The organism is Streptomyces sp. (genome assembly GCF_035563135.1).
Classification (GTDB): Bacteria; Actinomycetota; Actinomycetes; order Streptomycetales; family Streptomycetaceae; genus Streptomyces.
The window spans coordinates 1-11,661 of record NZ_DATMVN010000827.1 but is presented as its reverse complement, the minus strand read 5'-3'; the positions used below and the strand labels follow the sequence as shown (position 1 = coordinate 11,661).

Genomic DNA, 11,661 nt, shown 5'->3' with positions numbered 1-11,661 from the left:
GCCCGGGCCGCCCGCACGTGCGCAGAGTCCCGCGCGAGCAGCTGGCCACGGCGGCCTGAGAGCCGGTGGACATGCACCTGCCCTCCTCCCCGGCCGGGGAGGAGGGCAGGCGCATGTCCAGTCGCGGGGGAAGCCGGAGGTCTCCAGGGTGCGCTCGTCGCTGGTGTCGGCCATCTCGATCCTGTCGTCGACGACGGTCATCGTGCCACTCCTCCCCGCTGCCGTACGGCGCGGGCAGCCGCGTAGGACAACGACAGGCCCGGGCCTCCGGACACGCCGGGACGCTGGGACACTCGCCGCATGAGCAGCCAGAGACTCTTCGCCGCCGTCCTGCTGCCGGAGCCCGCCGCCGACGAGCTGGCCCGGGCCGTCGCCCCGCTGCGCGAGCTGCCCGGGGCCGTGGACCTGCGCTGGACCGCGCGGGCGGGCTGGCACTACACGCTGGCCTTCCTCGGGAACGTAGACGAGGAGCTGCTGCCGGAGCTGTACACCCGGCTGGAGCGCGCCGCGCACCGCACCGAGCCCTTCCCGCTGCGGATCCACGGCGGCGGCCGGTTCGACGGCCGGGCCTTCTGGGCGGGGGCCGGGGGCGGCCTCGACACGCTGCGGCTGCTGGCGAAGCGCGCGCACGCCGCCGCGCGCAAGGCAGGCGTCCCGATGGAGGAGCACCGCCACTACACCCCGCACCTCACCCTCGCCCGCAGCCGGGACCAGGCCGACCTGACCCCGTACACGGCCGGGCTGGAAGGCTTCGAGGGCATGCGCTGGGAGGCGGGCGAGCTCAGTCTCGTACGCAGCAACCTTCCGGTCGACGGGGTGCCGGGGAGCAGCCGCGGTACGAGGTGGTGCGGGCCTGGCTGCTGGGACGGTGAGCGGGCCGGTTACGCTCGTCGGGTGGATCCCAAGACCAGAAACCGCGTCATGGCGGCCGTACTCGTGCTCATGTTCGTCGTCGTGGCGGCGGCCTCCGCCCTCGGGGGCTGAACCCGGGGGCGAAGGCCGCACACGCGCCGCGTACCTGCCGGCACCTACCAGGCGAAGTTCTCCGGCGACGGGCCCGGGCCCGGGAAGATCTCGTCCAGGGCCGACAGCACCTCGTCAGACAGCTCCAGCTCCACCGCGCGCAGCGCCGAGTCGAGCTGCTCCCGCGTGCGCGGGCCGGAGATCGGGCCGGTGACGCCGGGCCGGGTCAGCAGCCAGGCCAGGCCGGCCTCGCCGGGCTCCAGGCCGTGCTTCTCCAGCAGGTCCTCGTACGCCTGGACCTGGGCCCGCACCTTCGGGTCGGCCAGCGCCTCACCGGACCGGCCGGAGGTGGACCGGGCGCCGCCGCCCTCGCGCTCCTTGCGGATCGCGCCGCCGAGCAGCCCGCCGTGCAGCGGCGACCACGGGATGACCCCGAGGCCGTACTCCTGGGCGGCCGGGATGACCTCCATCTCGGCGCCGCGTTCCATCAGGTTGTAGATGCACTGCTCGCTGACCAGGCCGTAGCTGCCGCGCCGGGCGGCCCGCTCGTTGGCCTGGGCGATCTTGTAGCCCGAGAAGTTGGACGAGCCCGCGTAGAGGATCTTGCCCTGCTGGACCAGTACGTCGATGGCCTGCCAGATCTCGTCGATCGGGGTGTCACGGTCGACGTGGTGGAACTGGTACAGGTCGATGTGGTCCGTCTGAAGCCGCTTGAGGCTGGCGTCGACGGCCCGGCGGATGTTGAGGGCGGACAGCTTGTCGTGGTTGGGCCACGCCTCGCCGTCGGCGGCCATGTTGCCGTAGACCTTGGTGGCGAGGACGACCTTGTCACGGCGGTCGCCGCCCTGGGCGAACCAGGTGCCGAGGATCTCCTCGGTGCGGCCCTTGTTCTCACCCCAGCCGTAGACGTTCGCCGTGTCGAAGAAGTTGACGCCCGCGTCCAGGGCGGCGTCCATGAGTGCGTGGCTGTCGCTCTCGTTGGTCTGGGGGCCGAAGTTCATCGTCCCCAGTACGAGGCGGCTGACTTTGAGTCCGGTGCGTCCGAGCTGCGTGTACTTCATGGTCCCCCAGCCAACTCCTTCGAGTGGGCTCGAAGCAAGAGCACTCAGGCGCGCCGGGCGAACCGGTCCAGCGCGGCCAGCACCGCCCGGGACGTCGCCGGGCCGCCCAGGTGGCCCGCGTCCTCGATCACCGTCAGCTCGGCGTCCGGCCAGGCCCCGGCCAGCTCCCAGGCGGTGCCCAGCGGGCCGCCCAGGTCGAAGCGGCCGTGCACGAGGACGCCCGGGATGCCCGCCAGCCGGCCGGCGTCACGGATCAGCTGCCCCTCCTCCAGCCAGGCGGCGTGGGAGAAGTAGTGCGCGCAGATCCGGACGAACGCCAGCCGGTCACGGCCGGGCCGCCCGCTGTAGGGGGCCGGGCCGGTGTGCGCCTCCATGGACAGCACCGCGTCCTCCCAGGCGCACCAGTCCGCCGTCGCCTTCGCCCGCACCCCGGGGTCGGGGCTCTCCGTCCGCCGGGCGTACGCGGCGACGAGGTCCGCCGGGTCCTCGGCCTCCGGGACGCCCGCCCGGAACCGTTCGAAGGCCTCGGGGAAGATCTGCCCGGCGCCCCGGTACAGCCAGTCGATCTCGCTGCGCCGGGTCGTCGTCACCGCCGGGATCACGATCTGCGAGACCCGCTCCGGATACTGCTCGGCGTACGCCAGGATCAGCGTGGAGCCCCAGGAACCCCCGTACAGCAGCCACTTCCCGATGCCGAGGCGCTCGCGCAGCAGCTCCATGTCGGCGATCAGGTGCGCCGTCGTGTTGTGCCGCATGTCGGCGGCGGGGTCGCTCGCGTGCGGGGTGGAGCGGCCGCAGTTGCGCTGGTCGAAGAGCACGACGCGGTAGAGGTCCGGGTCGAAGTACTGCCGGGCCCGGCTCGTGCACCCCGAGCCCGGCCCGCCGTGGACGACGAGGGCGGGCTTGCCCGCCGGGTTGCCGCAGACCTCCCAGTGCACGAGGTTGCCGTCGCCGACGTCCAGCATCCCCTGGTCGTACGGCTCGATCGGCGGGTACTTCTCGTCGGGCCCCCTGCTCACCGCACCTGGTCCGACGGGCCGATGGGCAGCCGGCGCTTGTGGTCGGTCAGGCGGTAGCGGCCGACGATCGTGTCGAAGGACTTCTCGTCCACCGGCTTGCCCTCCAGGAAGTCGTCGATGGCGTCGTAGGTGACCCCGAGCGCCTGCTCGTCCGACTTGCCCGGGTCGAGCGACTCCAGGTCGGCCGTCGGCACCTTCCCGACCAGCTCGGCGGGCGCGCCCAGCGCCTGGGCGAGGGCACGCACCCGGCGCTTGATCAGCCCGGCCAGCGGCACCAGGTCGGCGGCGCCGTCACCGAACTTGGTGAAGAAACCGGAGATCGCCTCGGCCGCGTGGTCCGTGCCCACGACGAGGCCGTTGTGCGCCCCGGCCACCGCGTACTGGACGATCATGCGCTGCCGGGCCTTGACGTTGCCGAACACGAAGTCCTGGTGGTGCGGGTCGCGGAAGCTCACGTCACCGGCGAGCAGGGACTCCTGCGTGGCGTCGCTCGCGGGCTTGATGTCCACGGTCAGCACCTGGTCGGGCTGGATGAAGGAGAGCGCGAGCTGGGCGTCGTGCTCGTCGGCCTGGACGCCGTAGGGGAGCCGCATCGCGTAGAACCGCGCCTCGTGGCCCGCGGCACGCGCACGCTCGACGGCGAGCTGGCAGAGCCGTCCGGCGGCGGTCGAGTCCACGCCGCCGCTGATGCCGAGCACCAGGGCGCGCAGCCCCGTGGAGGTCAGCCGCTCGGCGAGGAAGGCCACCCGGCGCTCGATCTCCTGCTCGGCGTCGAAGGTCTCCGCGACTCCCAGCTCCCGGGCGATCTCCTGCTGCAGGGCGATGTTCGCCGGCTCGCTCACGTCTGCTCCTCGTTCCGGTCCACGACGGTCTGTCGCATCCACCCTACCCAGCGCTTCTTCCGCCAAGCCGGTGTGTTCGCGGGCGAGGACGCCGGGGCGGACACCGGCAGGACGGGCGTGCGCCCCGGCCACCCGCGCCAGGGAGCAGGCCCCGTGAAAAGCTGGGCGGAGGCCCGCTTCGAGCAGGTCCACGAGGCCCGGAGCGACACGACGAGGAGAGTGCCGCATGAACGCCACCCCGCAGGTGCTGGCGGTGCTGGACGAGCTCCTCGCCTCCGCCGCCCCCGGTGGGCGCGGCGCCCTCTGGCACCTCGCCGAGCAGGGCCGGGAGCTGGACGCCAACGTCGTCCGTCTGCCGCCCGGCGCCGGGGTCGGGGAGCACCAGGAGGACGTCCTGGACGTGTTCCTGGTGGTCCTCGCCGGTGGCGGCAGGCTGCGCACGGGCGCCGGCGGCACCCTGGACCTCGCCCCGACAGCGGTCATCTGGCTGCCCCGCACCTCGCGCCGGGCCCTGGAGGCGGGGCCGGAGGGGCTGACGTACCTCACGGTGCACCGCCGGCGCCCGGGACTCACGGTCAAGCCGGCCGTACGCGCTCCCGCGTACGAGGGCGGTGAGGCCCCCTGCATGCTGGACCTGGTGTGCCCGGAATGCGGGCGGCTGTCGGCCGACCGCGCGCCCAGGTTCTGCAGCGCGTGCGGAGAGGCGTTCCCCGCGCGCTGACGGGACCGGGCCCGCCCGAGCCCTTGCGCCGCCCGCCCCGGAGGCGCCGCGCCGGGTGGCCGCCCCCGTGCGGGGTGCACCCAGCGCCACCCGGAACTCCGGGGCGTACGCCCCATGTGTTCGTCCGCCCCCGTCCGTAGCGTCGTCGACGTGGCGCAGGGTGCGCCCGACGAGCAGAGGGTGATGACCATGTTCGATCGCAAGCGGCAGCCCGCCGGCCGGACGGCCGAGGCTCTGAGGCTGGTCTCGGTGAGCAAGGTGTACGGAACCGGGGACAGCGCCGTGACCGCCCTGGACGGCGTGACCCTGAGCCTGCCGGCGGGCAGTTTCACCGCGGTCATGGGCCCCTCGGGGTCCGGGAAGTCCACGCTGCTCCAGTGCGCGGCGGGCCTGGACCGCCCCGACCGGGGGCAGATCCTCGTGGACGGCGAGGAGATGAGCGGCGGCAGCGAGGCGGCGCTCACGAAGTTCCGGCGGGACCGGATCGGCTTCATCTTCCAGCAGTACAACCTGCTGCCCACCCTGACCGTCGAGGAGAACACCGCGCTGCCGCTGCGGCTGGCCGGCCGGAAGGCCGACCGGGCCGCCATCCGTACGGTCCTCACACAGGTGGGGCTCGGCGAACGGCTCGGCCACCTGCCCGACGAGCTCTCCGGCGGGCAGCGCCAGCGTGTCGCGATCGCGCGCGCCCTGGTCACCCGGCCGGGCGTGATCTTCGCCGACGAACCGACCGGCGCCCTGGACACGCGCAGCGCACGCGACGTGCTGAGCCTGCTGAAGGAGACCGTCCGCCTGCACGGCAGCACGGTCGTGCTCGTCACCCACGACCCGGTGGCAGCCTCCTACGCCGATTCGGTGCTCTTCCTGGCGGACGGGCGGCTGGCGGGCCATCTCCCCGCCCCCACCGCCGAGGCCGTCGCCGAACGGATGACGCACCTCGGGGACCGCGCAGTCCACAGCCCCTTGACGGAGGTGTGACAGCGATGCTCTTCCTCGCCATGCGCTCGGTCCGCAAACGCCCCGGACGCTTTCTCGCCACCCTGCTCTCGGCGTTCCTCGGCGCCGTCATCATCATGACGTTCAGCTCCCTGCACGACACGGCGGCGGCCCCCGGAGTCGACGAGGTCAGCGCGGAGTCCATGACCGTCTCCGCGAGCGTCGTCGGCGGCTACGGCTCCCTCCTCGTCTTCTTCGCCATCGCCTCCACGCTCACCGTCGACGTCCGCCGACGCGCCGAGGAGATCCACCTGCTGCGCTGCACGGGAGCGACCCCCGGCCAGATCACGCGCATGGTCGTCGGGGAGTCCGCCGTGGTGGCACTCGCCGGCGCGGTGCTCGCCATCGGCCCCGCCGTGCTCGGCGGCCGTCTCCTGCTCGACCTGTTCAAGGACAGCGGCCAGGTCGCCGCGGACGTCGCCCCCGCCTTCGGTGCGATGGCGCTCGGATCGGGCTTCGGCATCGCCGTCCTCGCCTCGGTCGGCGCCGCGTTCCTCGCCGTACGCCGCGCCACCCGGCCCGCCGCCGGGACCCGCGGCCCCTCCCTGGGCAGGGGCCGCACCCTGGCGGGCTGCGCCGCGCTGGCCGCCGGGGCCGGGGGAGTCCTGACGACGTACGCCGTCGACAGCACCGAGGAGATGCTGATGGCGTTCCCCGCCTACGGGGCCGTCCTGCTCTCCGTCGGCTTCGCCGTCCTCGCCCCGTCCCTGCTGGGCAGACTCCTGCACCTGCTGCGGGGCCCGCTCGCCGCGACGGGCGGCGCGGGCGGTTACCTGAGCGCCCGCAACCTGCACCGGCGCGGCGCGGAACTGGCAGGAGTGCTCATGCCGATGATCCTCTTCATCGGGATGGCCACCGCCACCCTCTACATCCAGGGAGTGGAGAGCGACTGGGCCGCGGCGTCCGGCCTGGACAAGACCGTCGACGCCAAGAACGTGGAGACCCTCAACCTGGTCGTCGTCGGCATCATCGTCGTCTTCTCCTGCATCATGCTCGTCAACAGCCTCTACGCCGCCACGTCCTACCGCAGCCGCGAGTTCGGCCAGCAGCGCCTCGCCGGGGCCACGCCCGGCCAGGTCCTGGGCGTGGTCGGGTGGGAGGCGGTGATCCTCACGCTGACCGGTGTGGTGCTGGGGACCGCCGCGGGGATCGCGGGGATCATCCCCTTCACGATGGTCCGCACCGACCACGTCCTGCCCGGCCAGGGGCCCGCGACCTGGCTGGTCATCATCGCCCTCGCCACCGCGGCCACCCTCGGCACGAGCCTCGGGACGGCGCGCAGGACGCTCCGGACGCCGGCCGTCGACGCGGTCACCGCGGCCGCGTGACGCGACCGCACTGCGGCACGCCCGGCTACCAGGACCGATACCGGCCGATCCTGGCCGTGGGCGATGGTGGGCCGACCGTCGTCGGACCCTGGACGCCGGGCCATGACCGTCGGACGGTCAGTTACTGAGTGCCAACCTGATGCCGAAGATTCCGATGACCGTGCCGGTGATCCGATCGAGCAGGCGGCGGGCCTGGGGCTTGCGGAGCCAGCCGTGCAAGACGCGGGCGAAGCCGATGAGAACGGCGGACCAGAGCAGGCCGATGAGGACGTGCACTGCGGTGAGCAGGAGGCCCATGGTGAAGTGACCTGCGCCTGGGGGGATGAACTGGGGCAGGACGGCGACGTAGAAGGCGCCCATCTTCGGGTTCAGGAGGTTGGTAAGGGTTCCCTGCCGCCAGCCACCACCGACCGAGTCCGCGCCGGCTGCCAGGGCTGAATCGTTCGTGTCCGCGGCGGGCAGCCCCCGGAAGGTGTCCCGGAGCATGCGGGCCCCCATCCAGATCAGATAGGCGGCACCGATCCAGCGCAACGCGGTGTGGGCGAGAGGGGAGGCCGTGAGAAGCGCGGTCACTCCAAGAGAGGTGAGCGCGCCCCACAGAAGGGTGCCGGTCTGGATGCCGAGGACGACGCCCCAGGCTCTCCCGCGCCGGCCGAGAGCGGAGGTACGCAGGATCAGGGCGGTGTCGAGTCCGGGAGTCAGAGTGAGAAGCCCTACAACCAGGGCGAAGGACCACAGGGCGGTGCTTATTGCCATGGAATGCCAGGGTATCCCACCGGATCTACCGCCCGGTCAGCGGAAGCGCCGCAACTCGCGCCTGTCGGTTTCTGCTCCGAGGAGAGTCCTGGGCGGATGCCGGAATCACTCCCGTCGGCCGAGGCCGTCGTCCATGATGCTCATGTGGCCTACCGCATCAGCGCCCTGATCTCGGCCGTCGGCGTCCTCGCCGACATGGTGCTGCTCGCCCTTGCCGTTCGGGAGTTCCGTTCCGGGGCGTCGGCCCTCTGGATCGGGGCCGGGGCCATGATCCTCCTCGGTGCCTCGTACGCGTTCGTGCGGGATGTGCGGCGGCTCCGCGCAGGGCCGGCGACGTAACCCGTCAGGTGAGGGCGGCGATTGCTCTCACTGCCAGAGCCCGTGCGTCAGCCCCGTACACAGCCGCACCCCGAAGCTGCTCGAACGCGGTCCACTCGTCCGAGGTGGTGTCCCGGTACTCGTCGCTGGGACGGATCCGGCGGGCGGCCCCTTCGCGGGCAGCCCGGGCGAGGGGCCGCGCCGAGGCGTGACTACTGCGGCCGCCCGAGGGGGCCGAGCGAGGCGGAGGAGCGCCCGCAGTGCGGGGTCTCCGGGGCAGGGCCCTGCCCAACGGGCCCTCGGCTGCCTATTCTTGACCCCATGACTGCCCAGCCTCCCGAGCCCTCCGTGCGCCCTGTTCCCTCAGCGGAACTCCGCGCCTCGCACGACGACCGGGACGCGGTGGTCGAGCGGCTGCGCGATGCGGCAGCCGAGGGACGGATCGACTTCGAGGAGCTGGACGAGCGCCTGGAGCGGGCGCTGACGTCCAAGACGCACGCCGAGCTGGCCGTCCTGACCGCAGACCTGCCGAGCCTGGTCCCCCCTGAGAGCCGGCCGCCGCTGGTGCTCAAAGGCGGCATGCACGGCGTGTCCCGGGGCCCCGGGCGCTGGGAGGTCCCCGGGCGTCTGGTCGCACACGGAGGCATGGGCGGCGTGAAGCTCGACTTCACCCGGGCCCATTGCCCTCTCCCGGAGGTCGTGCTGGAGGCGTACGGGGAGATGGCCGGTGTCACGATCGTCGTTCCCGACTCCTGGGCCGTGGACACCGGCGGCATGGACCCCGGTATCGGCGGCCTGAAGGACAGGACCACTTCCGACCGGCTCCCGGGGACCCCGCTCATCCGGCTCACCGGGACCGGTGGCATGGCGGGAGTGACCGTCCGCCACCCCAACCGCTGGGAACGGCGCAAGCTGCGCAGCAACCCGACGCCGTACTGACACCGCACCGGCCGAGCTGCGCCCCGCCCCTGCCGAGGGCGTGGTCCTCGGCCTCAGCGGGCGTGCGTGAGGGGCGAGTTGGCCCGTGAGGGCGGTGCTGGGGCATATGCGAAACGGCACCCCTTAGCATGCGGTACCGTAATCGCGTCATCACGTTCCGTGCACAAGCGGTGCGCGGGCGGCCCCCGGGGGTGCTACCAACACCCAGCCGGAGGCCTTCACCCACGAGTGGAAAGCAGTCCACCGAGATGCTTCGGCATGCTATCGCGCCCTCCCGGCGCTTCACGAAGGCTTCGCACGATGTCGTCCGCCATCCGCGCCTGACCAGCGACGCGAAGATTCTGCTCCTGGCCGTCCAGGGGCTCCCCGACGACCAGGCCGCCCAGCCGCTCAGCGAGCACGCGCGGAGGCTCGGCATCACGGGGCGGGCGTACCAGAAGTCCAAGGAACTGCTGGTCGCGCACGGTTACGTCCATGAATGGCGCGAACAGGGGGAGCGCGGGCGCTGGGTGACGGAGCAGCTGATGTCCAACGTGCCCCTCACGCCGGAGGAGGCGGCCGTACTGCGCCAGGGCGGGTCCGAGGAGCCGCCGGGTGTCCGGAAACCGACGGTCGGTGAACCAGCCGGCCGGGTGGTCGGTCATCAACCACCGGTAGACGAAGAACAGGAGAAGAACGATCCCCACCCACCCTCCGAAGCCGAGGCGGGGCCCGAGCCGGAGCCGGAAGCCGAGCCGGGGCCCGAGCCCGGTCCCGAGGCCGCCCTCAGCCCCGAAGCGGCGGAGGGGGAGCGCGTGCTCCTGTCCCTGCGCCATGTGCGGCGGGAGCTGTACCTCGGGGTGAAGGAGGCCCGGGGGCTCGCGGAGCTCGCCGCCCGCTGGCTGCTGCGTGGGGTGTCGGCAGGTGAACTGCGGCGCGTCCTGACCAGCGAACTGCCGGGCGACGGGGTCCGGTCGGCGGTCGGCTTCCTGCGGTACAGGCTGCTGCACAAGATGCCGCCGGAACTCCCTGCGGAGGCTTTCCCGCAGCCGGCTGCCGCGCCGCCCCGCGCCCCGGAGCTGATGATCTGCACAGCGGCCCGTCCGGACACGGAGGAGCACGCCTTCCGGCCGGTCGCCGACGAAACCGAGTGCGGGCCCTGCCGCAGGCAGGCCGCGCGGGAGCTCTGGGAGAGGCGGAGGGCCCTGGCGGAGGCCGAGGAGGAGCCCGGCCCCCTGCCGTGGCGGGAGCGTTTCGCGAAGCTGGGGACGCCCGCCACCGGAGGCGGGGCGGCACACTGCACCCCGTAGCGGATCCCGCACCGACGAGGAGTTCGCCACCGCCGAACGAGCCGTGCTGAAGCGGCTCTGAGGGCTCCTGCGGCAGGTGCGCCCCGGCGTCCTCAGCCGAGCGGTTCGGCCTGCTTGGTCATCGGGCCGCCCGCGTCCCCGGTGTTGACCGTCGCGGCCGGTTCGAGGAGCAGGACGGCGGTCTCCTCCTCGGCCAGGGGGCAGTGTTCGACGCCACGGGGTACGACGAAGAGTTCGCCGGGGCCGAGCACGACGTCTCCGTCCCGGAGCTGGATGGTCAGCCGGCCGGTGACGACCAGGAACAGTTCGTCGGTCTCCTCGTGGGAGTGCCAGACGAACTCGCCCTTCACCTTCACGAGTTTGACCGCGTAGTCGTTGAGACCTGCCACGGTCTTCGGTGACCACAGTTCACCGAACTGCGAGAACTTGTCGGCGAGATTGACGGGAACGGGACCCTCGGGCATGTGCAGTCCTTCCGGTGGTTCGGCCGGCCGGGCGCCCGGCCGCGGCCACCAGTTTTCCGTGCACAGGACCGTCTGTCCTGTGCATTCCGGCGGCGTCGGCCCTGACGGCAGGTGCACCTCCCGCAGCGGGGCAATGTTTTGCACATCTGTGCGAACCGTCACCGATCCTGGCGGACTGTGGGCCCAATAGTGCGCCGTGGGATGCGTACGGCGGGACGTGTCAGCACAATGGCGCACGCGCCATCCAGAGGCGCCCGAGCTCTATCCGCCCTCGCGGCCCGGTCAACTGCGGTCGTGCGCACCGGATATGGGCAGATCAAGGAGGACCCGTGGTGGATGTCCCGGTGGACCAACTGACCGGCGCGGTCGACGGTGCGCGTACGCGGGCCCGTGGGCAGCTCCTCGACGCCGCCCTGGAGCTGTTCGGGGTGTACGGCTACGCGCGGACGTCGGAGCAGGACCTGTGCGAGATGGCAGGAGTGCCGGAGGAGGTGCTCTGGGACGAATTCGGTTCCCGGGAAGCCCTGCTGATGGCTCTGCACAACCAGATCACGACCAGCGGACTGCGGGCGGCGGAGATCGCCCTGCTCTCCGAGGGGATGGACGACTGCCCGCTGGAGCAACGCTTCCGGCGGCTCTTCGACGCGTACGTGTCGGCGGTGACCCGGGACCTGCGCGAGGCGCGGGTGACGTTCGTCGAGGTGCTGGGGGTCAGTCCGGCGGTGGACGCGCACTGCAAGCGGTGGCGTGACCTGTGGACCGACTTCCTGACCGGTGAGGCCGAACGCGCGGCCGTGCGCGGCGAGGTGGAGGAGCGGGACCACCGGGTCGTGGTGATGGTGATGGTCGGTACGGTCCACGAGCTCATGGCGCACCATGCCCGCCGCCCGCGCAGGGCCCGGCCGGACGAGGTGTCGGAGGAGCTGACCAAGCTGGGGCTCGCGATGCTCGGGGTCGAGATGGCG

13 protein-coding genes and 2 pseudogenes are annotated in these 11,661 nt (G+C 72.4%); 8 read left to right on the top strand and 7 right to left on the bottom strand.

Going from position 1 to position 11,661, the window contains the following annotated elements; all coding sequences use genetic code 11:
* The coding region (locus VN520_RS36640; RefSeq protein WP_325751275.1) for a hypothetical protein at nucleotides 1–201 on the bottom strand (201 nt) is incomplete at its 3' end.
* Between the two features lie 99 nt (nucleotides 202–300).
* Here VN520_RS36640 and thpR point away from each other — a divergent pair.
* Nucleotides 301–872 (top strand): annotated as a pseudogene (gene thpR, locus VN520_RS36635) (RNA 2',3'-cyclic phosphodiesterase).
* Between the two features lie 156 nt (nucleotides 873–1,028).
* On the opposite strand, the gene VN520_RS36630 reads toward thpR, so the two are convergent.
* The 3 genes from VN520_RS36630 to nadE are packed head-to-tail and all read right to left on the bottom strand — an operon-like array spanning nucleotide 1,029 to nucleotide 3,885.
* On the bottom strand, nucleotides 1,029–2,024 hold the full coding sequence (locus VN520_RS36630; RefSeq protein WP_325751274.1) for an aldo/keto reductase: 996 nt from the start codon (nucleotides 2,022–2,024) through the stop codon (nucleotides 1,029–1,031).
* A gap of 44 nt (nucleotides 2,025–2,068) precedes the next feature.
* Nucleotides 2,069–3,043 carry a prolyl aminopeptidase gene (pip, locus tag VN520_RS36625; RefSeq protein WP_325751273.1) on the bottom strand — a complete coding sequence of 325 codons (975 nt, stop codon included), beginning with the start codon at nucleotides 3,041–3,043 and terminating at the stop codon, nucleotides 2,069–2,071.
* Nucleotides 3,040–3,885, bottom strand: coding sequence for an ammonia-dependent NAD(+) synthetase (nadE, locus tag VN520_RS36620; protein ID WP_325751272.1), 846 nt, complete (start codon nucleotides 3,883–3,885; stop codon nucleotides 3,040–3,042). Before nadE ends, pip begins: the two co-directional genes overlap by 4 nt.
* 226 nt (nucleotides 3,886–4,111) lie before the next feature.
* Here nadE and VN520_RS36615 point away from each other — a divergent pair, with 226 nt between their 5' ends.
* From VN520_RS36615 to VN520_RS36605, 3 genes are all read left to right on the top strand, one after another.
* A complete protein-coding gene (locus tag VN520_RS36615; protein ID WP_325751271.1) occupies nucleotides 4,112–4,606 on the top strand; it encodes a cupin domain-containing protein in 495 nt (164 codons plus the stop codon).
* 189 nt (nucleotides 4,607–4,795) lie between these two features.
* Nucleotides 4,796–5,584: an ABC transporter ATP-binding protein gene (locus tag VN520_RS36610; RefSeq protein WP_325751270.1), complete on the top strand. Its 789-nt coding sequence runs from the start codon at nucleotides 4,796–4,798 to the stop codon at nucleotides 5,582–5,584.
* A gap of 5 nt (nucleotides 5,585–5,589) precedes the next feature.
* A complete protein-coding gene (locus VN520_RS36605; RefSeq protein WP_325751276.1) occupies nucleotides 5,590–6,930 on the top strand; it encodes an ABC transporter permease in 1,341 nt (446 codons plus the stop codon).
* Nucleotides 6,931–7,047: 117 nt separating this feature from the next.
* Here VN520_RS36605 and VN520_RS36600 read toward each other — a convergent pair whose 3' ends face one another.
* Complete coding sequence (locus VN520_RS36600; protein WP_325751269.1) at nucleotides 7,048–7,686, bottom strand: LysE family translocator; 639 nt, start codon at nucleotides 7,684–7,686, stop codon at nucleotides 7,048–7,050.
* 96 nt (nucleotides 7,687–7,782) lie between these two features.
* Between VN520_RS36600 and VN520_RS36595 the strand changes: the two genes are divergently transcribed.
* Nucleotides 7,783–8,025, top strand: a complete 243-nt coding sequence (locus VN520_RS36595) for a hypothetical protein (protein WP_325751268.1) — start codon at nucleotides 7,783–7,785, stop codon at nucleotides 8,023–8,025.
* Between the two features lie 4 nt (nucleotides 8,026–8,029).
* Here the strand turns inward: VN520_RS36595 and VN520_RS36590 are convergent.
* Nucleotides 8,030–8,113, bottom strand: a pseudogene (locus VN520_RS36590) (transcriptional regulator); the annotation flags it as partial.
* Between the two features lie 212 nt (nucleotides 8,114–8,325).
* Between VN520_RS36590 and VN520_RS36585 the strand changes: the two are divergent.
* Together VN520_RS36585 and VN520_RS36580 are read left to right on the top strand one after the other, a co-directional pair.
* Entirely contained in the window at nucleotides 8,326–8,943 is a 618-nt protein-coding gene (locus tag VN520_RS36585; RefSeq protein WP_325751267.1) for a DUF1707 SHOCT-like domain-containing protein, read from the top strand.
* Nucleotides 8,944–9,191: 248 nt separating this feature from the next.
* The gene (locus VN520_RS36580; RefSeq protein WP_325751266.1) at nucleotides 9,192–10,232 is read left to right on the top strand and encodes a hypothetical protein; all 1,041 of its coding nucleotides are present in this window, start codon (nucleotides 9,192–9,194) and stop codon (nucleotides 10,230–10,232) included.
* Between the two features lie 92 nt (nucleotides 10,233–10,324).
* Here the strand turns inward: VN520_RS36580 and VN520_RS36575 are convergent, their stop codons facing one another.
* Nucleotides 10,325–10,696: a cupin domain-containing protein gene (locus VN520_RS36575; protein ID WP_325751265.1), complete on the bottom strand. Its 372-nt coding sequence runs from the start codon at nucleotides 10,694–10,696 to the stop codon at nucleotides 10,325–10,327.
* A 329-nt stretch (nucleotides 10,697–11,025) separates the two neighbouring features.
* Between VN520_RS36575 and VN520_RS36570 the strand changes: the two genes are divergently transcribed.
* On the top strand, nucleotides 11,026–11,661 hold a 636-nt coding region (locus VN520_RS36570), incomplete at its 3' end, for a helix-turn-helix domain-containing protein (RefSeq protein WP_325751264.1).

What these genes read in the sequence shown, in the direction of transcription:
- VN520_RS36630 (WP_325751274.1), bottom strand. Translation starts at nt 2,024, where the DNA reads ATGAAGTACACGCAGCTCGGACGCACCGGACTCAAAGTCAGCCGCCTC.
- VN520_RS36615 (WP_325751271.1), top strand. Translation starts at nt 4,112, where the DNA reads ATGAACGCCACCCCGCAGGTGCTGGCGGTGCTGGACGAGCTCCTCGCC.
- VN520_RS36610 (WP_325751270.1), top strand. Translation starts at nt 4,796, where the DNA reads ATGTTCGATCGCAAGCGGCAGCCCGCCGGCCGGACGGCCGAGGCTCTG.
- VN520_RS36605 (WP_325751276.1), top strand. Translation starts at nt 5,590, where the DNA reads ATGCTCTTCCTCGCCATGCGCTCGGTCCGCAAACGCCCCGGACGCTTT.
- VN520_RS36600 (WP_325751269.1), bottom strand. Translation starts at nt 7,686, where the DNA reads ATGGCAATAAGCACCGCCCTGTGGTCCTTCGCCCTGGTTGTAGGGCTT.
- VN520_RS36595 (WP_325751268.1), top strand. Translation starts at nt 7,783, where the DNA reads ATGCCGGAATCACTCCCGTCGGCCGAGGCCGTCGTCCATGATGCTCAT.
- VN520_RS36585 (WP_325751267.1), top strand. Translation starts at nt 8,326, where the DNA reads ATGACTGCCCAGCCTCCCGAGCCCTCCGTGCGCCCTGTTCCCTCAGCG.
- VN520_RS36580 (WP_325751266.1), top strand. Translation starts at nt 9,192, where the DNA reads ATGCTTCGGCATGCTATCGCGCCCTCCCGGCGCTTCACGAAGGCTTCG.
- VN520_RS36575 (WP_325751265.1), bottom strand. Translation starts at nt 10,696, where the DNA reads ATGCCCGAGGGTCCCGTTCCCGTCAATCTCGCCGACAAGTTCTCGCAG.